This window comes from Butyrivibrio sp. AE3004, from assembly GCF_000703165.1.
In the GTDB taxonomy this organism is placed as follows: Bacteria; Bacillota; Clostridia; order Lachnospirales; family Lachnospiraceae; genus Butyrivibrio.
Window position 1 is genome coordinate 369,990 of the sequence record NZ_JNLQ01000001.1, and the last position, 24,900, is coordinate 394,889.

General features: G+C 39.5%; 20 protein-coding genes. 16 read left to right on the plus strand and 4 right to left on the minus strand.

What is annotated here, in order from left to right:
• The first annotated feature begins 17 nt into the window (after nt 1-17).
• Both BV60_RS0101925 and BV60_RS23975 read left to right on the plus strand, forming a co-directional pair.
• The gene (locus BV60_RS0101925) at nt 18-632 is read left to right on the plus strand and encodes an AMP-binding protein (RefSeq protein ID WP_197029487.1); all 615 of its coding nucleotides are present in this window, start codon (nt 18-20) and stop codon (nt 630-632) included.
• A 25-nt stretch (nt 633-657) separates the two neighbouring features.
• Nucleotides 658-783: a hypothetical protein gene (locus BV60_RS23975; RefSeq protein WP_255358072.1), complete on the plus strand. Its 126-nt coding sequence runs from the start codon at nt 658-660 to the stop codon at nt 781-783.
• A gap of 405 nt (nt 784-1,188) precedes the next feature.
• Here BV60_RS23975 and BV60_RS0101935 read toward each other — a convergent pair whose 3' ends face one another.
• Entirely contained in the window at nt 1,189-1,866 is a 678-nt protein-coding gene (locus tag BV60_RS0101935) for a hypothetical protein (protein ID WP_029319130.1), read from the minus strand.
• A 344-nt stretch (nt 1,867-2,210) separates the two neighbouring features.
• On the opposite strand from BV60_RS0101935, the gene BV60_RS0101940 reads away from it, so the two are divergent.
• From BV60_RS0101940 to BV60_RS0101970, 7 genes are all read left to right on the plus strand, one after another.
• Entirely contained in the window at nt 2,211-3,833 is a 1,623-nt protein-coding gene (locus BV60_RS0101940; RefSeq protein WP_051656438.1) for a histidine-type phosphatase, read from the plus strand.
• A gap of 70 nt (nt 3,834-3,903) precedes the next feature.
• Nucleotides 3,904-4,545 carry an ATP-binding protein gene (locus BV60_RS0101945; protein ID WP_156035908.1) on the plus strand — a complete coding sequence of 214 codons (642 nt, stop codon included), beginning with the start codon at nt 3,904-3,906 and terminating at the stop codon, nt 4,543-4,545.
• 213 nt (nt 4,546-4,758) lie between these two features.
• Nucleotides 4,759-5,343, plus strand: a complete 585-nt coding sequence (locus BV60_RS0101950; RefSeq protein ID WP_029319133.1) for a hypothetical protein — start codon at nt 4,759-4,761, stop codon at nt 5,341-5,343.
• Nucleotides 5,344-5,399: 56 nt separating this feature from the next.
• Nucleotides 5,400-6,875: an HD domain-containing protein gene (locus tag BV60_RS21530; RefSeq protein WP_051656439.1), complete on the plus strand. Its 1,476-nt coding sequence runs from the start codon at nt 5,400-5,402 to the stop codon at nt 6,873-6,875.
• A gap of 27 nt (nt 6,876-6,902) precedes the next feature.
• A complete protein-coding gene (locus BV60_RS0101960; RefSeq protein ID WP_029319135.1) occupies nt 6,903-9,845 on the plus strand; it encodes a bifunctional diguanylate cyclase/phosphodiesterase in 2,943 nt (980 codons plus the stop codon).
• Between the two features lie 128 nt (nt 9,846-9,973).
• On the plus strand, nt 9,974-11,410 hold the full coding sequence (locus BV60_RS0101965) for a family 43 glycosylhydrolase (RefSeq protein ID WP_051656440.1): 1,437 nt from the start codon (nt 9,974-9,976) through the stop codon (nt 11,408-11,410).
• A 91-nt stretch (nt 11,411-11,501) separates the two neighbouring features.
• Nucleotides 11,502-12,242 carry a nucleoside/nucleotide kinase family protein gene (locus BV60_RS0101970; RefSeq protein ID WP_029319137.1) on the plus strand — a complete coding sequence of 247 codons (741 nt, stop codon included), beginning with the start codon at nt 11,502-11,504 and terminating at the stop codon, nt 12,240-12,242.
• A 20-nt stretch (nt 12,243-12,262) separates the two neighbouring features.
• Here the strand turns inward: BV60_RS0101970 and BV60_RS0101975 are convergent, their stop codons facing one another.
• Entirely contained in the window at nt 12,263-12,640 is a 378-nt protein-coding gene (locus BV60_RS0101975) for a hypothetical protein (RefSeq protein ID WP_029319138.1), read from the minus strand.
• A gap of 272 nt (nt 12,641-12,912) precedes the next feature.
• Between BV60_RS0101975 and BV60_RS0101980 the strand changes: the two genes are divergently transcribed.
• Nucleotides 12,913-13,326, plus strand: coding sequence for a hypothetical protein (locus BV60_RS0101980; protein WP_029319139.1), 414 nt, complete (start codon nt 12,913-12,915; stop codon nt 13,324-13,326).
• 277 nt (nt 13,327-13,603) lie between these two features.
• Nucleotides 13,604-15,436, plus strand: a complete 1,833-nt coding sequence (locus BV60_RS21535; protein ID WP_051656441.1) for a sensor domain-containing diguanylate cyclase — start codon at nt 13,604-13,606, stop codon at nt 15,434-15,436.
• A gap of 66 nt (nt 15,437-15,502) precedes the next feature.
• On the opposite strand, the gene BV60_RS0101990 is transcribed toward BV60_RS21535, so the two are convergent.
• Nucleotides 15,503-15,793: a hypothetical protein gene (locus BV60_RS0101990; protein ID WP_029319141.1), complete on the minus strand. Its 291-nt coding sequence runs from the start codon at nt 15,791-15,793 to the stop codon at nt 15,503-15,505.
• A gap of 147 nt (nt 15,794-15,940) precedes the next feature.
• On the opposite strand from BV60_RS0101990, the gene BV60_RS0101995 reads away from it, so the two are divergent.
• Nucleotides 15,941-16,303 (plus strand): response regulator, encoded by a 363-nt coding sequence (locus BV60_RS0101995; RefSeq protein WP_029319142.1) that lies wholly within the window; start codon nt 15,941-15,943, stop codon nt 16,301-16,303.
• A gap of 9 nt (nt 16,304-16,312) precedes the next feature.
• Here BV60_RS0101995 and BV60_RS0102000 read toward each other — a convergent pair whose 3' ends face one another.
• Nucleotides 16,313-18,097 (minus strand): response regulator, encoded by a 1,785-nt coding sequence (locus BV60_RS0102000; RefSeq protein ID WP_029319143.1) that lies wholly within the window; start codon nt 18,095-18,097, stop codon nt 16,313-16,315.
• 163 nt (nt 18,098-18,260) lie between these two features.
• Here BV60_RS0102000 and BV60_RS0102005 point away from each other — a divergent pair, with 163 nt between their 5' ends.
• The 4 genes from BV60_RS0102005 to BV60_RS0102020 all read left to right on the plus strand — a co-directional run bounded on the left by BV60_RS0102005 (nt 18,261) and on the right by BV60_RS0102020 (nt 24,889).
• On the plus strand, nt 18,261-19,988 hold the full coding sequence (locus BV60_RS0102005) for a methyl-accepting chemotaxis protein (RefSeq protein WP_051656442.1): 1,728 nt from the start codon (nt 18,261-18,263) through the stop codon (nt 19,986-19,988).
• Entirely contained in the window at nt 19,972-21,402 is a 1,431-nt protein-coding gene (locus BV60_RS0102010) for a carbohydrate ABC transporter substrate-binding protein (RefSeq protein ID WP_242840924.1), read from the plus strand. Before BV60_RS0102005 ends, BV60_RS0102010 begins: the two co-directional genes overlap by 17 nt.
• A gap of 128 nt (nt 21,403-21,530) precedes the next feature.
• Complete coding sequence (locus tag BV60_RS20740) at nt 21,531-23,642, plus strand: DEAD/DEAH box helicase (RefSeq protein WP_051656443.1); 2,112 nt, start codon at nt 21,531-21,533, stop codon at nt 23,640-23,642.
• 125 nt (nt 23,643-23,767) lie between these two features.
• Nucleotides 23,768-24,889: an ABC transporter substrate-binding protein gene (locus BV60_RS0102020; protein WP_051656444.1), complete on the plus strand. Its 1,122-nt coding sequence runs from the start codon at nt 23,768-23,770 to the stop codon at nt 24,887-24,889.
• Nucleotides 24,890-24,900: the final 11 nt, after the last annotated feature.

Sequence of the window (24,900 nt, forward strand, 5' to 3'; positions counted from 1 at the left end):
CTGATTACGTTAAAGGTTTGGATGATTATTCTCCGATTGAATGCAGTGCACTGATTTCGGCTGATGATGCGGCATTGCTTGTCTATACTTCAGGATCCACAGGGAATCCGAAGGGTGTCCTGATCGATCATGGCGCTATTTTTGATAGCATAGACCGAACAGTAAAATTCATCGAACTAACCGGACATGATGTGATAGGGCTGGGTGTTCCCTTCTTTTTCATTGCCGGATTGATAAATCTGTTTTGCGGGCTGGGGGTTGGAACGTCCAATATCCTGATACCTGTGTCTGCTATGCGCAATCCTGTGGAATTGTCCAAGATAGTGACAAAGGAGCAGGTAACAGTAACCTTTATCAGTCCAAAGATGCTGCGATTTTTCAGGGTTTTTCCCGAATCACGGTTGCGACTGGTGGTTACCGGTAGTGAACGTCTGAGTGGAATCTACTCGAAAGATTTTCAGATTAAAAACGTTTATGGAGCGGTGCCTGTAGAGGAAAAATGCGAGTATACCATACAGGTGCTTGCACGCTCGGGATTTTTCTGGAACATCCCGGATGAAAAGTATATCCGAAAATTTATTGAAGGTATGGCAGGCTTGGCATTTTTTGATGAAAGCATGCTGTACAGATGAGCAGAGACATGATGATAAAGCAAGTGTGATTGAAAGAGTAGGAAGAATCATTCCGAATTGCGCGACATATATGCTTAAGGGACGTGGTCATATGAAGTTTCTTTCGGAAGAAGAAAAGAAGATGATAGTAGATTTTTTGCTGGAGGAATAAATATCTTACAGGATAGGGTACTTATCTTAGATGTTACTAATAGTAGCAGTACAATTTGTGGCAAATGGGCTAAAAGTAAAATCAAAATTCTCCACTATAGAGTAGTTTATAGTTGTTTATGGTCGAAGTTCTGCCTATATCATGAAAAGACCAGAAAGAGGCAGAATGCGTTACTTAAAGTGGCCCCCAAGATGTGGACGAAGTCAAATATATATTTTGGCAGGATTTTAAACACCGAATCCAACATGTGGACACCAAATTGGCTGTAAAATAATGTTAAAAGACTCATGGCTACTGTCTCTTTTAGCAAAATTATAAATAGAATAAAGCAATAGTTAGTTATTCTCAAAAGATAAAAACTGGGGATGAAGTACGATGACCCTCATCCCCAGTTGCTCTCTTATATTAAACTACAGTAAGGAGTTTGTTTTTAATGCATATTCTTGCTGCAAGAATTTTCTCAATTGAATTGCCGAATTCTACGATGATTTTTCCCATAGAAATGGATTTAACCGTTCCCTGACCGTATTTGGTGTGATTAACAGAACAGCCTTCGGGATATATTTCTTTTATCTCTTCATCTGTAAGTTCGGGCTCAACCACTTTGGTCACTTTCACAACAGGTACCGGAGCCTTTGCTTTTGGCTTGTAGGTACTATTTTCACAAAGGCAATCAAGAATAAGATCAAGATTCTCATTTGTAAAGAAAATGATTTCGTGAGGCAGATTTTTCTCTGTTTCGTTTAACTGTAAAAGTCTGTTGCCGTTCTTTATAAAAAGGATTGCTTTACTTCCTACTTCTTCATATCCGGAGATAATGTCCTCAATTTCTTCCCTATCGGTCTCTCTTAAAATGATAGCAAGATTTTCTGAATCAGCCATTCTTTTGATGGCATTAAAATCTTTTTCAGTAGCATGAAACTGGTAACGATTAAATAAAAGAGTGTTAACATTCAAAATTGAGCCATGATCGCCAAACTGGCAGATTTTATTCATGTCAGCATCACGCTTCATAGTCATCTTCAGTTCCTTATTTTGAATTAGTTCGCATGCGTCTTCGTAAGAATATAATTGATTATCCATGTAGTTAAAATTCCTTTTTCCTTCCTGTAAAAAATTGCGTAGGATGTATCATACAACATCAAAAGATGGCTTTCAATAGACTTAAATTTATTTGTTGATTATGCACAATTTATATTAAAAGTATGAATCCAAAAAAATATAAGCTGACAAATTTTTGAACTTTTTATTCTTTATATTGGAGAAAAATCTAAAAAAAGAAATTAACTTTTTATGCTTATTTAATAATATTGGAGGTTAGGGAATAGTAAAATAAAAATTAGATTGTTTCATATTACGTATTAACTTGTATTTTTTCTTAAGAATCTTCCACAAGAAGTATTTTTAGGACAAAGGGTGAGAAAATTATGAAAAAAACAGTAATAACAGCATGTAGTCTGGTTCTTGCGGCAGTCATAGGAAGTACAGGTTGTGGAAAAATCAGCTTAAAAAATCCCAACATGAAAAACTCGGAAACAAATTCGGAATTAAAAACTGAAGATAATACTGAAGTAAAAACAGAAACAAATACAGAAACAAATACAGAAACAAATACAGGAGCAACAACAGAAGCAAAAACAGAAGCAAAAACAGAAGAAACTACAGAAGCAAAAACAGAAACAACAACTGAAGCAAAAGCAGAAACAACTGCTGAAGACAATACAGAAGCAAATTCTGAAGCAACTTCAGAAGTAAATGCTGAATCAAACACAGAAACAGAGACGAATACAGGATCAACCCAAAATATCGATGAAGAAGCGAATGCAGGTGGAAGGATTATAGACTATGACGGATATAAGCTTGATCAGGTTGTTATTCTGAGTAGACATAATATTAGATCCCCGCTTAGCGGAGGAGATTCACTTCTTGGTAAGATCACGCCTCATGAGTGGTTTAATTGGACCTCTGCGCCAAGTGAATTATCACTACGCGGAGGAGTTCTTGAAACTCAGATGGGACAGTATTTCAGACAGTGGGCAGAAGAAGAGGAACTTATACCGACAAACTATCATCCTGATAACGGCCAGGTTAGAATTTACGCAAATTCAAAACAAAGAACCATTGCGACAGCACAGTATTTTACTGCCGGAATGTTCCCTACAGCAGGGTTACCTGTTGAGTATCATATGGAATTTGACAAAATGGATCCGGTGTTCACCCCTCAGCTTACTTTTTGGACGGACGAATATGAAAAAGACGCTAAGGATCAGATCTATGAATATTATGCGGATGCAATGAAAAGTCTTAATGATAATTATGAGCTTTTATCAGACGTGATCGATCTGGAAGAATCAAATGGATTTAAGGACCAAAGTATTACAGCATTTACTGCGGGAGATGAGGAGTTTTCATTAAAAGAAGGAGCTGAGCCGGGAGTGAGCGGATCTTTGAAAACTGCTTGTTCAGTAAGTGATGCGCTGGTTCTCCAATACTACGAAGAAAGTGACACACAAAAAGCAGGTTTTGGACAGGAACTAACATATGAACAATGGAAGAGCATATCAGAGATAAAAGATGTGTACGGTGATGTTTTATTCACAGCTCCAATGATTGCTGTAAATGTTGCTTACCCTCTTGTTAGCGAAATTTATGATGAGATGAATACTGATGGAAGGGTTTTCACATTCCTTTGCGGACATGATTCAAATGTAGGAAGTGTTCTTGCTGCTATTGGAGCAGAGGATTATGAGCTTCCAAATGCAATAGAAAAAAAGACCCCAATAGGCTGCAAGATTGTTTTTACAAAGTGGAGTAAAGGTTCTGAGGTTTTCTGGTCTGCCGATCTCGTATATCAGACACCGTCGCAGCTTAGAAATATGCCAATACTTGATACAGACAGCAATTCACCGGAGATATTCCACATTAGTTTTAAGAATATAAAACAAAATGAGGATGGACTGTATAAAGCTGATGAGTTTATGAAAATTTTCCTGGATGCAATGGACTCATATGAAAGCCTTTATCAGGAGTATGTAGAAAAAGCGGCGTAATAACCTCCCTTTTGTAATTGCAAAATCAAACAAACCCAGAGTAATTGGCGGTGAAGAAACAAACTACCATATGCTTGATGTAACATATCATGACAACGTGATGAGTTTTTCGATGTTTCATGGACTGTGCGATGGGCTTGGACTAAACCGGTTTATTGAAGCCACGCTTTACCATTATTTTTGCGAAAAAGATGGAAAAGAATACAGTGATGAGGGAATTATAACTTCGAAGATTCCCTATGATGAAAGTGAAAATTATGATGCATTTGCCATAAAGACAAATGCCGATACAAAAGAATTAAAAAAGCTTGGCTTTTTTGATGAAGACGGTTTTCTTCATTTATCCGGACGAATAAAAGACGTGATCATAAGAGGCGGAGAAAATATTGTTCCCGTCACCAGTCTTATAAATGATCTGGCATCGTCTGTGGGATATTCAGCAAAGCGTGCAATGTCCATACGACTTGCTGTTGAGGAAATGCTTACGGAACGCATAATGGATGCGTATTCAGCATCAGGAGATATAAGAGTTCAGGTTGTCCTTATGCCTGAGTGGTTAAGAGTAGCTTTCAGCGATGATGGCACAGAATACTATATAGATAAAAGGCGCGATACGTCCATGAGCGCAAAAATCATTCTGAAGGCAGTCAGTGATTTTCATACAGATTACGTAGAAGGAAAACCGCTATATTGCATGGATTTCCTGTATTAGAATGATATAGACATTAAGGGATTTTTATTAAAAGAGGCACAGGCATGAAGAATTAAGAATCGGTTTATATTTTTTTTATAGGATAATTGACGCTTTGCCGAATATAATAATCATATAGATAGTTTGATATATTCAGTGTAAGGGTGCGGGGCATGAGTGGTGCGTCTGCAGATAACCGAATCTATTAGGTCTAAGTGCACAGGAGAATAAAAAATGAAAACTGATATAATTCTGGTGTCTAACAAGGGATATGGGATAGAAGATGCGCTCGAACAGATTGATAAAATAGCAGAGCAGCTTGAGGTATCTGAAAGGGAAGCGTTGCATCTTCATTTACTCGGAGAAGAGATGATGAACATGGTGCATTCTATTATTGGTGGACTTGAGGGTAAGTTCTGGGCGGAGGTTTCCGGAAAAGAATGTATATTCCATCTAAAGACCATTACTTTGCTTGACAGAGAACAGCAAAAGCAACTGATTTCAGCTGCCACCAATGGTAAAAATGAAGCACATCGTGGAATAATGGGCAAAATGCATGCTTTTTTTGAGCCTATGCCAATAGATGATACCCCGGAATATTTGCTTGATACTATTGTGGCTGATTCTAACGGAGACCTTACATGGTCACTTGAGGCATATAAGGAGCGTCTTCGAAAGAACAAGGATATAGCCGAAGGAGCAAAAGTAGAATGGGATGAACTTGAAAAATCACTTGTAACCCATCTTGCGGATAATATTAAGGTTAGTATTAAAGGGCATGACCTGGACCTTGTTATCAATAAAAAGATAAATAATTGACATATTAAAGTTTTGTCAAAGGGGTAATCAGGGGGTTCCTAAGGAACGGAAAATATATGGAAAAAATTGAGGAAGCTATTATTTATGCGACTATCATGCATCAGGGAAGGACTCGCAAATTGGGAGAGAAACCTTTTATTTTGCATCCCCTGGAGGTGGCGCAAATCCTTTCTACAATGACAGACGATGAGGATATCATAACTGCCGGAATACTTCACGATATTGTAGAGGATACTGATGGTACTCTGAACGAGATAGAAAAGAGATTTGGGAAAAGAGTGGCAGATCTTGTAAATTCCGAATCCGAGAATAAGTATCCGGAGGAGAGTCGTGGTACATCATGGAAACGGCGAAAGGAAGAATCACTGCTTGTCCTTAAAAACAGTTCTGATATAGGAGTAAAGATGCTCTGGCTGGCTGACAAGCTCTCTAACATCAGGTCTCTGGCGGGAGCATATTCCGAGAAAGGTGAGGAGATATGGGAATCGCTTAATCAGAGCGATCCGGAACAGCATAGATGGTACTACCAAAGTATTGGCGAGATAGTGGAACTATCTCTGAACAAGACCGGAGCATTTAAAGAGTTCATTAAACATGTCAATTTTATATGGCCGGGAACCTTTGATTATAGAAAAGCCAGATACAGGAAATATAAAGAGGTTTCTATAGATGGCTGTAAAATGATCGGATGGGGATCTAAAAGCAAGGTATACCGCTATAATGATGAACTGGTAATCAAGGTCTTCAATCAGAATAATACATATCGTGATGTGGAGAGGGAAATAGCACATAGCAGAAAAGCCTTTGTTTTAGGCGTGCCGACAGCGATTTCCTTTGGTATTGTGTCTGTAGGTAACAGATATGGAGCAATGTATGAACTGCTTGATTCAGAGACAATTTCGACACTGATTGCAAAAAATCCTGCGCTGGCTGAAAAGTATGCTAAAAAAATGGCATATATTTGCCGGGAAATCCACAATATTAAGGTTAGTAAGGAAGATGGATTCACATCGGTAAAGAGCCGGATTAACAACTATCTTTTCGGCGGAGTGGAAATTGAGGATGAAGCTCTTGCTAAAAAATGTAAAGAATTGATTGATAATGTTCCAAATACAAATAATCTTGTTCATGGAGATTTTCATACAGGAAATGTATTTTTACATAACGGAGAACTGCTACTTATAGATTTGGACAGACTTTCCACCGGACATCCTATTTTTGAAATCAGTGATATTTACTATTTTTATGTGATACTTGGAGAAAATGATCCTTCGGTTATTGAAAATTTTATGGGTTTTTCATATGAGATCTCAAAACAGTTTTTTGATTGCTTCCTAAGATCCTATTTGGATACAGACGACGAAGACCGACTAAAAAAAGTGATAGAGAAAGCCGCCTTTTTATGCTACATCAGGATGGTACATAAAATCCATATGCAGGAGAGACTGACTGATAAAGATAAAGAATTGATCGGCAGCTATCTGGATAGAATACGGGAGCTGTTACAAAAATTCGATGCTTTGGAATTTTAATGAAATGTTTTAAAGAGGAGGAGGTACATGATTAATTGGATCAGTCCCTTCAACTATGACTTTGCGTTAGCAACAATTCCTATTCAGATTATATTGCTTGTTTTTTATGGAGTCAGAAGGAATCTGCCTATAAGACAGAGCACCTGTTTCTGGCTTGTTATGGTTGCAAATCTTGTTATGACCTCCGCTGACATTATCTCCTGTGAGATGAACGAGATATGGACAGCTTTTCCGTTATGGATTATGTATGCCATAAATCATGCCTATTTTCTTGGGTTTATCATAAGAGGATGGGCTCTTTTTGCGTATACGGCAGAGTCCGCACACAGTCATAGAAACAATTATATTTTCAGGATCGTGACAGCAATTCCGGCTGCCACAGCCTGTTTTTTGATACTGTCTACGCCATGGACAGCAACTATATATACGTTTACGGAAGACGGCTATCATAACTGTTTTCTATATAAAATCATTTATTTTAGCACATATTTCTATCTGATAATCTCACTAATACTGGTAATATACAATTGGTTAAAACTATCAAGAAGGATGAAAGCGGGCCTTTTTTCCTTCAATGTTGTTCTCCTGTTTGGAATACTGATAAGGAAACAGTTTTATCATATGCTTGTGACCAGTTACTTCAGCATTATAGCAATCCTTATTATTTTCCTGACCTCAGAGAATCCTGATCTATACAGAGAAAGCAGGACAAGACTCATGAATAAGAATGCTTTGGACCGAATCGGGCTTGACTATTGGGAAAATAAGAGACCTTTCAGTATTATGACAATCTCCATTCACAATTATGAAGCATCCAAATCGGTATACAGCATTAATAAGGTGAACGACGGATTGAGGGCCGTTGCAAGCTGGCTAATTAAGACTTATCCAAAGGCTTATCATTTTTATACCCGAAACGGAAACTTTGTTATTTTTATGAAAGGGCGTCTCCAAACCGATCCCAGAATGATTATGGAGGACTGGAAGGAGCAGTATGATATTCAACAGAGATTTTATTATGGTGATATACCGCTGAAGCTTTCTGCTATGTTGTTGCCGGATTATCTGATATTGAATAATGAGCTACTTACAGGTGATCTTGCAAGATATGGTATTGCAAATGCATATAATGAAAATAGGCGGGGAAATTATGTATTTTCGGATAAACTGATTGAGGGAGTAAAAAAGCAAAAAGCTGTGGAAAGAGCTATAAAAAACGCTGTTTCAGACAATCGCTTTGAAGTATATTTTCAGCCTATTTACGGTACTAAAGAGGGAAGGGTATGCGGAGCAGAGGCACTTGCGAGATTAAAGGATCCTGTTATCGGGGATATTCCGCCACTTGATTTTATTCCGATTGCGGAAAAAAATGGCGATATTATGGAAATTGGAAGGCAGATATTTGAAAAGGTCTGCATTTTTCTGGAAAGGATAGACCCTTCTGAACTTGGGATTGATTTTATAAATGTAAATCTTTCGCCCACACAGTGCATGAACCATAATTTATCCGGAGAATTTTCCGATATTGCTGCTAAACATAATGTACCAATGGACATTTTTGATTTTGAGATAACTGAATCCATGGTGGATGACTATGAAATGATTCAGATGCAGATAGCGGAGCTTCAGGCTGTTGGTGCTGAGCTTTCACTTGATGATTTCGGGACAGGAGCTTCTAATCTCACAAGTCTTATGAATCTTCCAATCCATGTTGTAAAGGTAGATATGACTTTTACGGAATCTTATTTTGCTGGTAAAGCTGATTTTTTGCCTGATTTAATGAGGCTTTTCAGATATGCTAATATGGAAGTGGTCGTAGAGGGAATAGAGACAGCCCAAATGAAGAAAAAGATGGCAGAGATGGGCTGTGATTATGAGCAGGGCTTTTATTTTTCAAGGCCTATTCCACCTGATGATTTTGTGAAGTTCATGGAAGATGAAATTGATCTTTTGCATGAATGGAATGTGGAAGATAGTTCAGATATAGAGGAAACGCAGTTTGATGATATTTCCGATAGGTCTGAAAAATATTTCAAGCTTCAGGAAGAGAATGAGCGTCTGAAAAAGGAAGCGGATGCCAATAGGAAAATAGCGGAATTAAAGGAATCAGTGTCCGCTTTGCTTACCAATATGCCTGCCATGACTTTTTCAAAAGATGTGGTTACCAGAAAATATCTGGCTTGTAATCAGGCCTTTGCTGATTATGCGCATAAAGAGACACCGGATGGTGTTGTGGGACTGACAGATTTTGAGATTTTTGACTGGGATACAGCAATGCATTTTATTGAGGATGATAAAAAAGCATTGTCTATGGATAAACCTTATATATTTTATGAAAATGTGCCGGATGCTACCGGACATCAGAGACGGTTTCAAACTACAAAACTGAAATTTACAGATGATACGGGGCGTCAATGCCTGCTTGGACTGTGTCAGGATGTGACCGATGCCATGCGCATCAAGAACGAATATACGGAGCGTCTTGCAAAGGTTCAGAGTCAGGCTCACATTGATGCATTGACCGGTGTAAAAAATAAAAATGCATATCAGGATGAAGAGAGAAAGCTGGATAATCTCATCATGAGCGGGGAATGTCCTGAATTTGCCGTTACGATATTCGATGTTAATGACCTGAAGAAAATTAATGATACTAAAGGTCATAAGGCAGGAGATGACTACATTCGTAATGCCTGCTCTATTATATGCAGAGAGTTTAAATTTAGTCCGGTGTACCGCATAGGCGGTGATGAGTTTGTGGTAATTTCTAAGGGAGAGGATTACAAAAACATTACTGAACTTGTAAATATTATCAGGAAACGCAATGAAGAAGCACTTGGAGATGGTGGAATTGTAATAGCCTGCGGAACATCCAGTTATGAAAACGATGACAGCGTAGCATCGGTATTTACGCGTGCGGATAAGAATATGTACGAGAATAAAAACGATCTTAAAAAGCGCAGGACAGATTAAGAATGGTTACAAATTGTCCTCGTCTCAGGAGATTTCGTTTATCCACTTGAATTTGAGCTGTTTTTGAATGAAAATATTGACTATGTTTTACGGGAATTTTGTAATAGTTTTTTGAGGAGGTTTTTGATATGAAGAAGTTTATAAAGGGGGCTAATCCGTATATGCCGCTCTGGGAGCATGTTCCGGATGGCGAGCCGAGAGTTTTTGAACATGACAATAAAAAAAGAGTATACGTATACGGATCACATGATATTGAAAAGGATAAGTACTGTGGCAGAAACTATGTGGTATGGTCTGCACCTGTTGAGGATCTTACTGATTGGACCTGCCATGGTGTAGCTTATGAGACACACTATGATTCCGTACTTTATGCACCGGATGTTGTAAAACGCGGTGATACCTATTACATGTACGCTACGGAACATTGCGGAAGTCTTGTGGTAGTTGCAAGCTCTAAAACACCCTGGGGACCTTTTGAAAATCCTGTGGAGACAAAGCTTGGTTTTGATCCGGGTATTCTGGTAGATGATGATGACAGAGTATACGCATATTGGGGAGGCTGCGCTGCACCCTGCTATATTGCCGAGCTTGAGGATGACATGGCTACAATAAAGGAAGGAACACTTGTGGAGAATCCTCTCGGACATTCAACCTGTCCGTGGAATCCTGTAGACGATGGGCATATTTCATTGATTGACGGATTTTTTGAAGCCTCAAGTCCCCGTAAGGTTATGGGGAAATATGTCTACATATATTCAAAGCGATATGAGAAACCGGTTCCGGAGCTTGGTGTTTACACCGAAAATAACGGATTTCTTTCTTATAGATTCAGCGACAGTCCCTTTGGACCTTTTCATGATGGCGGTGACATAAGCTTTAACGGTGGAGAGATACTTCACGATTCTGAAGGCAAAGGTACCATGACTTACCAGTGGGGTAATAATCATGGGTCAATCATGGAAGTGAACGGAAAGTGGTATGTATTTTATCATCGCCAGACAGGTGTAAACGAGTATTCGAGACAGGCAATGCTTGAGCCAATCGAAGTTGCTATGGGAACCGATGGAAATCTTTATATTGGCGATGTGAAGTTTATCGGAGGAGAGCCGGTTTCGACAAAGCCTGTGGAGATGACCTCTCAGGGACCTCATATAAACGGCATTGATGCGTTTTCATGGATTTCATCAGGTTATGCCTGCCATATTTTCGGAAGTAAAAAACATGCCTATGTACGCCCTTCCTACGAGCAAATAGATGATCTTTCCACTCCTGTTGTGGGGATTACGGATGGAACAACTGTGGGCTTTAGGTACCTGCAGTTTGGAGCTAATTCTCCGAAGACGGTTACTGTAATTCTTGAAGAGGCAAAGAAGGTTAAGGTCAAGGTCCGCATCGATTCCTATCAGGGACGTGAAATTGCAGAGCTTTCATTTGATGGTGACGTGACCAAAGCTACTGCAAAGATAACAACAGGTGTTATCGGAAAACATGCTGTATATTTTGAATTTATTTCAGATGATCCTGAAGAAACCTGTATTTTTGACAGATTTACTTTTGATGAGTAATGTACCTGTCACTTGATAGGGCTTATCGGTAGTCATTAAAAAAGAGATAATGGCAAATACATTAAGAAAGCTTAGAAAAGGCGGATTATAAATGAATCATAACTACCGTGTAAATATAAACGGAATAGATGTAGATGCATCCTACAGCGAGGAATCAGTTAATAATATTTTCCTACCGTTGCTATCAGAATTGTCGCAGTCTCAGAAGGAAAAGGGTGGGAGACTTCTTGTATTGCTGGCAGCACCTCCCGGTGCCGGAAAGAGTACACTGTGCAGTTTTTTACAAAAGCTGTCTGAGGAACATGATGAATTTAAGGACCTTCAGGCGATTGGGATGGATGGATTCCACAGAAGGCAGGAGTATCTGCTGACACATAACACAATCCGCGATGGAGCAGAAGTGCGAATGGTCGATATCAAAGGGGCACCGATAACCTTTGATCTGGACTTATTAAAACAACGAATAAAAGAGCTTTTTGAGAAAGAAAAGACACCCTGGCCATCTTATGACAGACACCTTCACAACCCCGTTGAGAACGCAATCTTAGTGGAAAAAGACATAGTTCTTCTGGAGGGCAATTATCTGCTGCTTGATGAAGACGGATGGAGAGAAATAAAGGATTATGCTGATTATACAATCTCTATAAAGGCCGATGAAAACATGCTGCGTGGGCGACTTATTGACAGAAAAATAAAGAGCGGAAACACTCGAAAAGCCGCTGAAAGGTTTGTGGATTTCAGTGATATGACAAACGTCAGACTCTGTCTTAATAAGACGATTAAGGCTGATCTGGAACTGACTCTTAATCAGTATGGAAATTTGATTTCTTGAACGCAAAAATATAAATTCGTTCAAAAATCCTGTATTTCTGCAGGAAAATTTGAAATACAATATTTAGAATATTCTACTATGAGTGCGGCAACCTGATTGCTTTTTATGAGGATGCCGCGCTTTTTCATTTTTAGCATATCAAAATAAGCCCCAATATTTGTAAATATGATGTTTTTTCTAAAAGTCATAGGATATACTTCTATTCCCTGGTTTTTGCAATATTCAAGAAGATCCTCAAGAGACACATTGTCTTTCTTTTTCTTTGTCAGGAAAGGATAGAGCATAGGCATGCGCTCTGAAAATAACCAGTAGAGAGTCTTATCATAGACTATGTTAAAAGTGTGTTCTTTTATATATTCCAATTGGGGTTCAGTTATTTTATATTTCAGTTTTTTCATGATAGGCTCCCTCATCAACCATGTTATCAAACTTATGACTTTCTGAATTCCTTGAAGAAATAAAGGAATCTATAGGTTGGGTTTTGAAAATGATATACCCCAAATGTGTACAAAAAACGGCAAAAAGCTAAATCATTTATAAAAAAAGCTTAAAAACATTAATCAGTAGACGGACAAGGCAGAGTGATAAATATGTGATATAAACCTTGATAAGCTTCTACCTGTTGAAAGAAAAAAACACACCATAAAGGTTAAAAGCGGGGATAAAAATCATGAAAAAAAGTTTTAAAATACTTACAGCAATTATTTTTGGAATCGGCTTATTTTTACAGGGGATGACATGTACAGCGTTTGCAGCTGAGGTACCGGCATCTTCTGTTAAAGAATCACAGTTTGTCACAGGCTTATTTGGATCGAATAATGATGGGGATGAAATCGTTGTTGCTCTGTATAATACAGGCAAGCAGGATATAGCATTTATTGCTGATGGAAATAAGAAGTTCTATGGTACATACACTGTAGCTCCTGAGCAGCGTACAGGTGCAACCTATGCTGAGAGGTTCAATGTTAGTGGAGTCACATTCACATATTTTGAGTCCGGCAACGGTCGGTACATAATTACAGATGATGATGTTATCTATGTTTTGGATAATATAACCGCTTATGAAGTGGAGCAGATGAGATAAAAGCTAGAAACCGATACAATGGGGCTGTCATAGACAGCCCCATCTATTGTTTGGGTGTTGGTTTACTCTATACAAATCAGCCTTCTATTACTTCATTTTCATCATAATTTGGATTTACAGTCAGCTTCCAAATAGAAGCCATCCTATTTGTTTTTATTATTATTTAATATTCATTTTATGGCGTTTGCATTTGGCAGTGGGTAGAATAACCATATGTAATTATGCGTTTTTATAGGGATCAGGCATTTAAGCTGAAAAACCTTAAGAGGTTATGTAGATGCAAAGTCGAAAAAATAAGGTTGGCTTGGGCAGGATAGTCATTTATATTTCTGCTCTGGTTATCGTCATGGTAATTATAATTCGCATATTTAACGCTCTTTATGACGTGTCCAAACAGAATATCATAGGTATTTGGCGTAACAGGACAAGAGAAATGGCTCAGGAATTCAGCGCTTATCTGAGGATACCTATGGATGCTGTGTCTTTTTCTGCTGCAAAAATAAATGCCATGGAAGAAGAGGGTACTACTACTGAGGAGGTCGGTGCCTATCTCATTAATGAAACCGAGACCTATGCAAAGGTTATAAGAGACAATAATACAGGTGTTTATGGATACTATAAGGGAACATATCTTGATGGAAGCGGTTGGGAACCACCGGAGGACTATGATCCATTAAGCCGTCCCTGGTACATTGATGCAGTAAGAGGCGATGGGAAAATCGTTGCCGTAAAGCCATATATGAATCTCCAGACTTTTGCGTATATGATGTCTATCAGCCAGCTCCTTGATGACAAGGAGAGTGTGGTTTCCATGGATATTTACATTGATGGTGTTCAGAAAATGATGGAGGACAGCGCCAAGGACAAGACCATAAAGGAAGCTTTTGTTATTGACTATGATGGATATATCATTGCCCATTCGGAGGCTTCTCACCTCGAAAAGCACCTCTATGATGATGGAGAAGAGATTGATAAAAAGATCTATGATGCCATTCTTAATACAAACGACAACTTTGTTGATCTACAGGATTATAACCTGCCTGATATCGCTTTTGTTGAGGATATAAACGGCGTATGGAAAACTGTTGTTGTTCTCGACAAATCTATCGCTTTTTTTCCTCTAAGATCAATTTATATGATTACGGGGGTGTTTCTTTTACTTGCAGCAGCAATTCTTTTAATGATTTTCCTAATTCTTACTGCAAAAAACAGGCGCACAGTGGAGCTTAGTAATGAAGTTGATGCTATTGCAGATATTTATGCCTGTGTTCTGAAAATAGATCTGAAAAAAGATACCTTAAAGCTCATCAGAATGAATGAAACCAGGGATGACTTAATGATAAGTCAGTCCTCAAAGACCTTTAAGGAAAATGCAAGAACAATGGCGGAAACCATGTTCTCAGACCAATCCAGAAATCTGGTTGTAAGTTTTATGGAGCCTGAGACTCTTGATGCAAGAATGCAGGGTGTAAATTCAATTTCGCAGGAATTTTTGGACTATAAGGGATGCTGGATGCGCATCAGATTTATTGCTGTGGAGCACGATGATAAAGGTAAACTTTCTCAGGTGCTTCTTGCTTTCGAGTCCATTGACGAGGATAGAAAGCGCCAGGAAAGTCTCAGAAAAAAATCAGAGACAGACAGCATGACAGGAATCCGTAACAGAGGCAGCGGAGAAGCAGAAATTAAGCGCCTTATGGCTGAGGGAAGAACAGGCATGTTCTGCCTTATGGATGCTGATAATTTCAAATCTATAAATGACAATTTTGGCCATAAGACAGGCGATAAGGTAATCATCGCCATTGCTGAATGTATGAAGTCATCCTTCAGAAATAATGATGTGGTTTTCAGACTGGGCGGTGACGAGTTTGCAGCCTTTTCAGAGGGAGTTATAAGTAAGAAAACCGGTCGTTTGATCATAGACAGATTCTTTAATAATCTGGATAAAATCAGTATCCCTGAGCTGGGAGAGAGAAAAATAAGCATGAGTGTCGGAGCAAGCTTTTATTTATGTGATAATACTGACTCTTTTGAGTCCCTTTACACAAGAGCCGACGAGGGTGCTTACGAAAGCAAACGCCGGGAGGGATCATTTGTGACGTTTAAATGAATCATAAAAGCGAGTAAATATAAAACACGTACCTGTGAAAATGTTTTTCCACAGATACGTGTTTTCTTAGCCCTGAAGCCCGTTTGATTGTCTTATCATATCTTCAACGACGATATCATAGATTTCACCGATAGTATTGCAATACTCAAGAATTTTCCAGGGTTCGTTTGTATGAAAATGTATCTTGATCAGTTCTTCATCACCTGCAGCGATCAGACTGTTTCCTTCAAAGTGATCTGTGATGTATTCCGCGATTTCATCCTCGTCTAAATCCTGATCTCTTCTGTCGATCAAAAGCTGAGTATCATAGCGGTATGCAAACTGATCATCTTCAGCATCTATTGATTGTATTCCCATGTCTGTACCTCCAATTTTTTTATTATCATACTACTAAATTGCTCCCTGAAGCTAATTAATCATTTTTTTATTACTTTTTAACTGTAATGTTATAAAAAATGGTTATGATTTAGTAGAAAGTCGGTTATTGAAAACAGGAGGATTTCAATGAAACATATTTTACTTGTGGATGATGATGAAGATATGCTAAAGATTGTGTCCAGGTGGCTTGAGCGCGGTGGATATGAGGTATCTGCGGTGACTTCGGGAAGAGCTGCGTTAAATTCAATTTCTGAAAAAGCACCTGACATTATTCTACTTGACTACGGAATGCCGGATATGGATGGTCCTGCCACGTTAAATGCTATAAGAGAGAATGACTCATCAAAAAATATCCCTGTCCTTTTCAGAACAGGGAAGGATGATACGTCATCTCAGGAAATCATGGAGAATTGCAGACCTGCCGGCGTAATATCGAAGGCGGAAGGAAAGCCAAAGCTCCTTGCGGCCATAGCTGAAATATTAAACTAAGAGGCTGCCCTACATGGTAGTTGGCCATACAGTACATAACGAATTATTAAACAAATCCTCTGAGAAAAATCTCTGAAGGGCATCAATAAGGTTGTCCTTCTGAGAGGATTTAAGGAGATATCCGTCGGGTTTATATTCAAGGATTCTAAATACATGCTCCTTATCATTTTTTCCTGTGAGGAAAATGATAGGGATATTGTTTGTATCCGGATTGGTCCGGATTCTTTTCATGAGCTCATATCCATCCATGTTGGGCATATCATAATCAAGCAGTATCAAATCGGGAATGGTTGCTTTTAGTCCTTTGAGCAGATCATCACCACTGTTAAAGCCTGATACATGGTAAACAGATGAAAGCCAGTGATCTACAATGGTCAGATAATCAGGATCATCATCTACGATGAATATCGTCTTGACCCTGCGATACTCGGATAACAGATATGAAAAATAATTAATATCATCAATAAAGGTATCCATGTTGATAGGGCGCTTGTAAAAACGCGATACTCTGGCTGCTCCGCCCGCAGACATGGCTATATCGATATCCTGAGGGTCTCCCGCAAGACACAAAATCTTTGAATCATCCTGACACATTTCTCCAAGCAGGTTCATTGTTAATTTGATGTGGGATTTATCATTGGTCTCCGGATAGTAAATAATCTGCTCCACTCTGGACCGATAAGCGATTATCATGTTGGGCTCATCGGAAATAACAGTAACCTTAAAGCCTGCGGAAATGAGAGCTTTTTCTATACTCTTAGGGATTATTCCGGTATTACCCACCACAAACAGGATGGTTTTGCTAATGTCTTCATCAGAATCCGCATCTTCGTTTTTTGCACTTTGTTCAGAGGATGTGTGGATAAGATGTTTTATATCCTCATCGTCCTTTATTTTTGAAAGAAGATTAGTGAAAGATCTGTAGGTATTAAGGAACTGAGTGGTTTCATTCCTTATTTTTCTATAGTTGCCGTTTTCTGCTGCTTCCTCAAGGTCTGCAGCTGCTGCTGACAAGGTTTTTGCGCCTATAAGCCGGGCCATGCTCTTTAAGGAATGGACACATAATTTATACATGGTCCAGTCTTCGCATACTAAATGCTTCTCGATATCCCGGCACTTTGTTTCAATAGAAGAATAGAAAACATAAAGTGCATCAATATAATCTTCAGCTGTTTCGCAATTTGATATTCCTTCCACAAGATTGATGTGAGGTACGGTTTTTAACCAAATAGGAAGCTTGTCCAGTTCTTCTTTCAGCTCTTCATCAGAAACGGAGCTGTTTTCCATATTGCTAATAAGAGAATCTACAGTGCGTTCATGAACCTCCTGAACAAGGGAGCTTTTTTCGGGAAGATAGGTCATGAGCACTTCATATAATTGTTTGGGGTCAATCGGCTTTATAAGAACGTCGGCAAAACCGGATGCCTTGTAAAGATTAATATTTGTACGTCCCTCTTCTGTGGTGTGACAGATCACAGGGGTATTGACACCTCTTTTTTCGAACTCCTTTCGGAGGGCTAAAAATGTGTCAACCCCATCCATTTCAGGCATGCGATGATCCATAAGGATCAGATCGTAGGATTTTTCCTTGCAGATATCAAGGCACTCCCGACCGCTCTCAACCTGATCTGACAAAACACCTTTTGATGCCAGAAGAGAAGAAAGAATCATTCTGTTTATCGGCATATCATCGACTATAAGTACCCGAGACGCATTGTTTTCCATATGAGTTCCTTTCATATAACGATTTTTTACGTCATTATAATTATACTCAATAACGTAAATGATTTCCATTGATCTATGCGCAAGGTTTATTCGTAGATGTTAGAAAAATCTAATGATTTTTTATAGTTATTTAATTTGAATATGGGGTATATCAGTTTAATAATAAAATAAAGTGCACAATTTAATAGTGTGTTTAAAACACGATTTAACTTATTGGGATTGGAGAAAAACCATGACTGAAAATGTATCAAATCAAACGAAAAATCGACAGGTTCCGATTTTTGCATCGATCGGTTTCAGAATTATGTGTACGATTGGTGGTGCGGTATTTGCTACGGTTGTGGCAATACTGATAGTGGTTACGATACCTGTCAGACAGGAGCTGGAGAAGGTTAATTCAAATTATCTTTTCATGACAGCTCAATTGTATGGAGCACGTTTGGAAACAGCTGTTAACCTTACAAAATTTGACATAGATATACGTAAGGTGCCTTCCAGACTTGAAGCCTTTTTGCAGGGAGCCAGGATGGAGGGATGTGATAGCAGCTACTGTTATCTTGTGAGAGACGATGGAATCACGCTTTATCATCCTGATCACGACAAAATAGGACGTCAGACTGAAAATGAGACTATACGAGGTATTGCGACGGCACTCGCAGGAGGCAAAGTTACAGAACCTGCAATTATTGAGTATACATTCAACGGTGTTGAAGAGATAGCTGCTTTTTATGCAAGTAATAAGGGCTATGTTCTTACTGTTGCTGTTGAGAAAAAGGATTTTCTATCAACTCTTAATCACATGACAATGCTTGCACTTATAACCGGTGTCATTATCTTTGTTGTAATGCTTCTCTTCGGATGGGTTGAGGCACGAAGAATAACAAAGCCAATTCATACGGTTGCAAAGTTTGTCGATAAAATCGGTGATCTTGACTTCTCTGATGATAAGGAAACAGAAATACTGGTTAAAAGAAAAGACGAGACAGGAGTTATTGCCGGCTCTGTAGAAGCCATGCGTACAAAGCTTGTTACTATAGTGGAGAAAATTCAGACCCAGAGTACGCTTTTGTATAAGACCTCCGGAGACCTTTCTCAGAGTGCTCAGAATACTTCCGATGATGCGAACAATATTGAAAATGCGGTCAGTGACATTGCTACAGGTGCAGCATCTCAGGCGGATGAGACACAAAAGGCTAATACTGACGTAGGTGTAATCGGAAAGATGATCCTTGATACCGGAGAGCAGGTAAACGGACTTACCGAGACAGCCAATAATATGAAGAACACAAGTGAAGAAGCATTCTCGATTCTTGAGGAACTTGGCAGAATTAATAAGGATACGACCGCTTCAATTGAAAGAATTTACGAGCAGACTAATGAAACCAACCAGGCAGCTCAGAAGATTAAGGAAGCTGCCAGCCTTATTGCTGCCATAGCGGATGAAACCAACCTCTTGTCTCTAAACGCAAGCATAGAGGCAGCCAGAGCAGGAGATGCAGGTAAAGGCTTTGCTGTAGTTGCTACACAGATTTCAAAGCTTGCTTCAGAGTCAAGTGAATCAGCACAGAGTATAGATGACATTATAAGAGAGCTTGTTGATAACTCCATGAAGGCAGTTGAAATAATGGATGAAGTAAGAGGTGTTATGCAGCAGCAGAGCAAATTGGTTGAGCAGACTGAGGATGCTTTCAGAATCGTACGTGATGGTATTGATGATTCATTAAGTAACGCAGAAGGCATTAGGGATAGTGCGGACAGGTTAAATGATGCAAGAGAGAATATCCTTAATACTGTTGTAAGTCTTTCGGCTATAGCTGAGGAAAATGCTGCAAGTTCTCAGGAAACATCAGATACCATGACAAGTATTATTGATGAACTGAAGGTTGTGGCAGAGGGAAGCGACAAACTGAATGATATCGCTAAGGTTCTCGATGAGAGCATCAATGAGATACATATCTGATAATGAATTGGAGGCTGTCATGAAGATGAAAAAACTGACTACCATGATTGCTGTATCGTTAGTATCCTGTCTTGTTTTATCACTTTTCGGGTGCGCTAAGAGTAAGGGAGAGACCCCTGATGCAGCAGCGGAAGAAAATAATAAAGCTCCCGTTTGTAGCGATGGCGGAAGCGTTCTGAACATTTACTGCTGGAATACGGAGTTTGAAGAACGTATGACGGATTTTTATCCGGGATATACTGACAATGGAGATGGAACCGGGCAAATTGGAAATGTAAAGGTTAAATGGAGCATCACACCATCTGATGATTATGCATACCAGAATGTTCTTGATGAAGAGCTTTTGCTGAATATGGATAGGCCTGAGGACAGCAGGATAGATATGTTCCTGATGGAAGCGGACTATATTCTGAAATATGTAGAATCTGACTATACGCTTGATGTCATAAATGACCTTGGAATTACAGAGACAGAACTTGCTGATCAGTACCCGTACACAAAGACAATAGCTACCACAAGAGATGGAAAACTAAAGGGAACAAGCTGGCAGGCTACTCCCGGACTTTTCGCATATAAGAGATCGATTGCAAAGGAAGTACTGGGAACGGATGACCCTGATGAGGTTCAGGCAATGCTCTCAAATTGGGCAGGATTTGACAGTGTTGCGGAAAAAATGGCAGCAAATGGCTATAAGATGCTTTCCGGAACAGAGGACAGCTTCAGAGTATTTTCAAACAATGTAACTAATCCCTGGGTAGATGACCCTACTGCGGCTTCACCCAAGATACAGATTGATGACAAACTACTGGAATGGGCTGATATGTGCAAAAAATACATGGAGAATGGCTGGATGGGTGATACCAGCCAATGGTCCGATGATTGGAATTTTGATCAGACATCGGAATCAAAGGTATTTGGATTCTTCATGTCCACATGGGGAATTAATTTCACACTTCTTGGAAATGCAGGTGAAGCGGGCTATGGTGACTGGGCTGTGTGTGAAGGGCCTGCAGCCTGGTACTGGGGCGGAACATGGATTGCCGGTGCGAGAGGAACGGACAATGCCGATCTTGTAGCTGACATCATAAGAAAGCTTACATGTGATAAGGCTATCATGCTTGATATTACCGAGAAAACTGAGGATTATACAAATACGAAATCAGGAATGGATTCTCTTGCTGTTTCGGATTATAAGTCGGAATTCCTAAACGGACAGAATCACATCCAACTGTTTTCACAGGCTGCGCCTAAAATCGATATGTCCCATGTAGGACCTTATGACGCAGGACTTAATGATTCATTCTTGCAAACCTTTAAAAAGTATATCAGAGGCGAATGTGATAAGGAAAAGGCGTTAAAGGAATTCTACAAGAGCGCTGTTGTAAAATATCCTGAGCTGAATTTTGATGAATGATCTGATCAGTGCATTATTGTGACAGAGTTTTTTATGTACAACCCCAAAGGAGTCCGTTTGGAATGGGTACCTTTGGGGTTGTACTCTCTATGAAAAAGCCTGTAAAATATGCTTAGCGAGGAGAATGTATGTCATCAAAAAAATATCAGCACAGATTTGCCAGAAAAAGAGCAAAGCTTAAAAATGAAATAACTCATGCAAGGAATATTTTTCCTGAGAATGAGTTTAATGAATATTGGGAAAAAAATATATCTGTCATAAAGCGGGGAGTACTGTCAGCATGTCTTAAGTCCTTGCAAAATGACAGGTTTTTCATGGACGGAAAAACTGCTTACGGAAAAATGCAGAAGCAGGAGCTGTACAGGGGTAATATAGAAAAGTTCTGCAGCCGGCTTTCCGAAAAGCTTAACGCTACAAACATACATGAAACATTCCCTCAGTTTTCGCATATAATTTATGAATTCTTGATGGAGGCTGAGGATGAGAAAATAGTGACCTTTGCAACTGACAGCAGGGAAAAGGTTGCTTCCAAGATCATAATGAAGCACCTGCGCGAGACCGGAAAAATTAAGGATATTATATATTATCTAAGGGAAAATCTTTCGGAGCAGGTAGTCTTTGAACAATTCGATCATAATCCAAACTATACATATCTTACTAAGCGTATCAAGAAGGTTATGGAAGCAAAGAAGCTTCTATACGAAAATATTCAATCTTCCACACCGGATGATCTGACAATGCTGTTTCCGCTTGCAAGGCAGATGGAGAGAAGATTTATAATCCATATCGGACCAACGAATTCCGGAAAAACTTATCAGGCAATGGAAGAACTAAAGAAGGCAGATAGTGGCATTTATCTTGCACCGCTTAGGCTACTTGCCTATGAGCAATATGAAAGAATGAACCGTGAGGGCGTTCCCTGTGCAATGATAACCGGTGAAGAGAGGATACTTATGCCGGGAGCTTTTCATCAATCCTCCACCATTGAGATGCTCGATATCAGAGAAGAATGGGATATGGCTGTAATCGATGAAGCCCAGATGATAGCTGATGAGCAAAGAGGTGGATCGTGGACTGCCGCTATACTTGGGATCAGGGCAAAGATCATACATGTCTGTGCTTCACCGGATGCGGAAGAAGCCTTGAAGAAGATGGTGCTATCCTGCGGGGATACGTATGAGATTATGTATCATAAGCGAATGACGCCGCTTGTTATGGATAAATATGCCATGGACTTTAGATTTCCCGAGGATGTAAGGGATGGTGATGCGCTTATTGTTTTTACCAGAAGAGACGTACACAGCGTAGCGGCAGAACTCCAGGACAAGGGGATTAATTGCAGCGTGATCTATGGCGCATTACCATACGATGTGAGGCATCGTGAGGCCGGTAAGTTTGCAAGTGGCGAGACAAAAGTGGTCGTTGCAACTGATGCGATAGGAATGGGAATGAATCTGCCAATAAGACGCATAGTATTTTTGCAGACCATGAAGTTCGACGGAAAAGACGACAGACGGCTTAATGCTTCGGAGGTAAAGCAGATTGCCGGCCGTGCGGGAAGATACGGAATATATGATACAGGCTATGTGACATCATATTTTGACTATGAGATGATAGAAAAACTGCTTAATAAAAAGGTAAGGCCCATAGACAAAGCTATGATAAGCATACCCGAGGAATTTCTGGGAAAGAACGGAAAAGTATCAACCATACTCGAGATGTGGAATGAGATACCGGCGAGTGATTTTTATGATAAAGGGGATATTTCCGAAAAGATAAAGATTGCAGTGGCTCTTGAGCAGATCGCTGATAAGCGTGAACTGATAAGGCAGTTCATCAGGATTCCGACTAATCCGGACAGCAGGGAGACCTTTGGAGTGTACTTGGATTTTTACAGTGTTCTTGCTGAGGGCAGGGTGCCGGATCTTAAAAGAACCATGGATGATTACAGGGCAGAAAATGTGGATGAGGATGAAAAGGATGCTCTGCAGATGCTTGAAATAAGCAGTGCGGTATATGATTTCCTTTATGCTTTCACCCGATTTTTCGGAAAAGAGGATGATCTTTCGGGAATTCTTGAGGAAAAGAGACGTATATCCGAAAAAATGTTTAAAATCCTTGATAAGCAGAATCTTAGTATGAAAACCTGTATTTATTGTGGAAAGAAGCTTAAATGGTCTTTCAGATTCAATATGTGTCAGGAATGCTATCGAAAAAGACACAGATATAAGAAGTCATAATTTTTCACATGGGTGTAACAGGCAAAATTGTTTTTTGATTTTTTCGGGAACAATGGTTATTATATTTGAGGCAAAAGAATCTTACACAAAAATGAGAATAACCAATTCTCGAAAAAGGAGACATTATGAAAAAAAGACTTGTAGCAATTATGATGGGGTGCATGCTGGCACTTTCTGCAATAGGCTGTGGCGCAGATAAGACAGCAGACACTAAGGCAGAGAGTACAGAATCTGTATCGGAAGAGTCAGCTTCGGAAGAGGCTGCTGCAGATACAGATGCTGAAAACAATGCTGTAGAAGATAAAGAACCGGAGAGCAATGAAAATGAGGTTGCCGGGGCAGAAAACGGGGATGCAGAAGTTGCAGGCACTGTGTCTACAGACAGAAGCGGTAATGAAATCACAGTTCCTGAGACTGTAGAGCGCATTGTTTCAATGGCACCATCTACAACTGGAATTCTTATAGATCTTGGCCTTGCAGATAAGATAGTCGCATGTGACACCAATTCATTTGCAAGCTATGGATCAGAGCTCAAAGCCGATATTCCCCAGTTCGATATGATGACGCCGGATCAGGAGCAGATCATTGCACTTAAAGCTGACATCATATTTACATCAGGAATGAGCGCAAGCCAGGGCATTGACGTATTTGAGACTGTTCGCGAGACAGGTGTTTGCATAGCTGATATTCCCAGCAGTGCATCTCTTAATGATATTGAGAAGGACATAACCTTCATCGGACAGTGCGTAGGTGAGGTAGATGCAGCACAGGCAATTGCGGATGATATGCAGAGAAAGATAGATGAGCTTTCTGAAATCGGAAACAGTATTTCCGAGGATGAAAAGAAGAACGTTCTTTTTGAGCTTTTCACTCCCTCAGCTGATAATCCGATTATTTACACGGCAGGAAACGGAACCTACATCAATGAAATGCTTGAAACTATCGGAGCTAAGAACGTTGCTGCATCAGAAGCCGAGCAGTGGCCGGCACTCTCAGAGGAAGCAGCAGTTGCAGCTAACCCCGATGTAATTCTTACAGCAGATATGTACACACCGGATGTTATAAACACTATACTTAATACAACCGGTTGGGAAAATGTTACTGCGATTAAAAATTCAGAAGTATATCAGCTTAGTAGTGATGCGGTTAACCAGCCAAATCAACATGTAATGGATGTCATGCTTGAGATGGCCAAATACATTTACCCTGAAAAATATGAGAATGTTGCACTAAACGGTGCTGAATAATGAAAGGAGTT

What these genes read in the sequence shown, in the direction of transcription:
- BV60_RS0101970 (WP_029319137.1), top strand. Translation starts at nt 11,502, where the DNA reads ATGAATCATAACTACCGTGTAAATATAAACGGAATAGATGTAGATGCA.
- BV60_RS0101950 (WP_029319133.1), top strand. Translation starts at nt 4,759, where the DNA reads ATGAAAACTGATATAATTCTGGTGTCTAACAAGGGATATGGGATAGAA.
- BV60_RS0101960 (WP_029319135.1), top strand. Translation starts at nt 6,903, where the DNA reads ATGATTAATTGGATCAGTCCCTTCAACTATGACTTTGCGTTAGCAACA.
- BV60_RS0101990 (WP_029319141.1), bottom strand. Translation starts at nt 15,793, where the DNA reads ATGGGAATACAATCAATAGATGCTGAAGATGATCAGTTTGCATACCGC.
- BV60_RS0102020 (WP_051656444.1), top strand. Translation starts at nt 23,768, where the DNA reads ATGAAAAAAAGACTTGTAGCAATTATGATGGGGTGCATGCTGGCACTT.
- BV60_RS0101995 (WP_029319142.1), top strand. Translation starts at nt 15,941, where the DNA reads ATGAAACATATTTTACTTGTGGATGATGATGAAGATATGCTAAAGATT.
- BV60_RS0101975 (WP_029319138.1), bottom strand. Translation starts at nt 12,640, where the DNA reads ATGAAAAAACTGAAATATAAAATAACTGAACCCCAATTGGAATATATA.
- BV60_RS0102005 (WP_051656442.1), top strand. Translation starts at nt 18,261, where the DNA reads ATGACTGAAAATGTATCAAATCAAACGAAAAATCGACAGGTTCCGATT.
- BV60_RS21530 (WP_051656439.1), top strand. Translation starts at nt 5,400, where the DNA reads ATGGAAAAAATTGAGGAAGCTATTATTTATGCGACTATCATGCATCAG.
- BV60_RS0101945 (WP_156035908.1), top strand. Translation starts at nt 3,904, where the DNA reads ATGCTTGATGTAACATATCATGACAACGTGATGAGTTTTTCGATGTTT.
- BV60_RS0102000 (WP_029319143.1), bottom strand. Translation starts at nt 18,097, where the DNA reads ATGGAAATCATTTACGTTATTGAGTATAATTATAATGACGTAAAAAAT.
- BV60_RS21535 (WP_051656441.1), top strand. Translation starts at nt 13,604, where the DNA reads ATGCAAAGTCGAAAAAATAAGGTTGGCTTGGGCAGGATAGTCATTTAT.
- BV60_RS0101935 (WP_029319130.1), bottom strand. Translation starts at nt 1,866, where the DNA reads ATGGATAATCAATTATATTCTTACGAAGACGCATGCGAACTAATTCAA.
- BV60_RS0101940 (WP_051656438.1), top strand. Translation starts at nt 2,211, where the DNA reads ATGAAAAAAACAGTAATAACAGCATGTAGTCTGGTTCTTGCGGCAGTC.
- BV60_RS0102010 (WP_242840924.1), top strand. Translation starts at nt 19,972, where the DNA reads ATGAGATACATATCTGATAATGAATTGGAGGCTGTCATGAAGATGAAA.
- BV60_RS0101980 (WP_029319139.1), top strand. Translation starts at nt 12,913, where the DNA reads ATGAAAAAAAGTTTTAAAATACTTACAGCAATTATTTTTGGAATCGGC.
- BV60_RS0101965 (WP_051656440.1), top strand. Translation starts at nt 9,974, where the DNA reads ATGAAGAAGTTTATAAAGGGGGCTAATCCGTATATGCCGCTCTGGGAG.
- BV60_RS20740 (WP_051656443.1), top strand. Translation starts at nt 21,531, where the DNA reads ATGTCATCAAAAAAATATCAGCACAGATTTGCCAGAAAAAGAGCAAAG.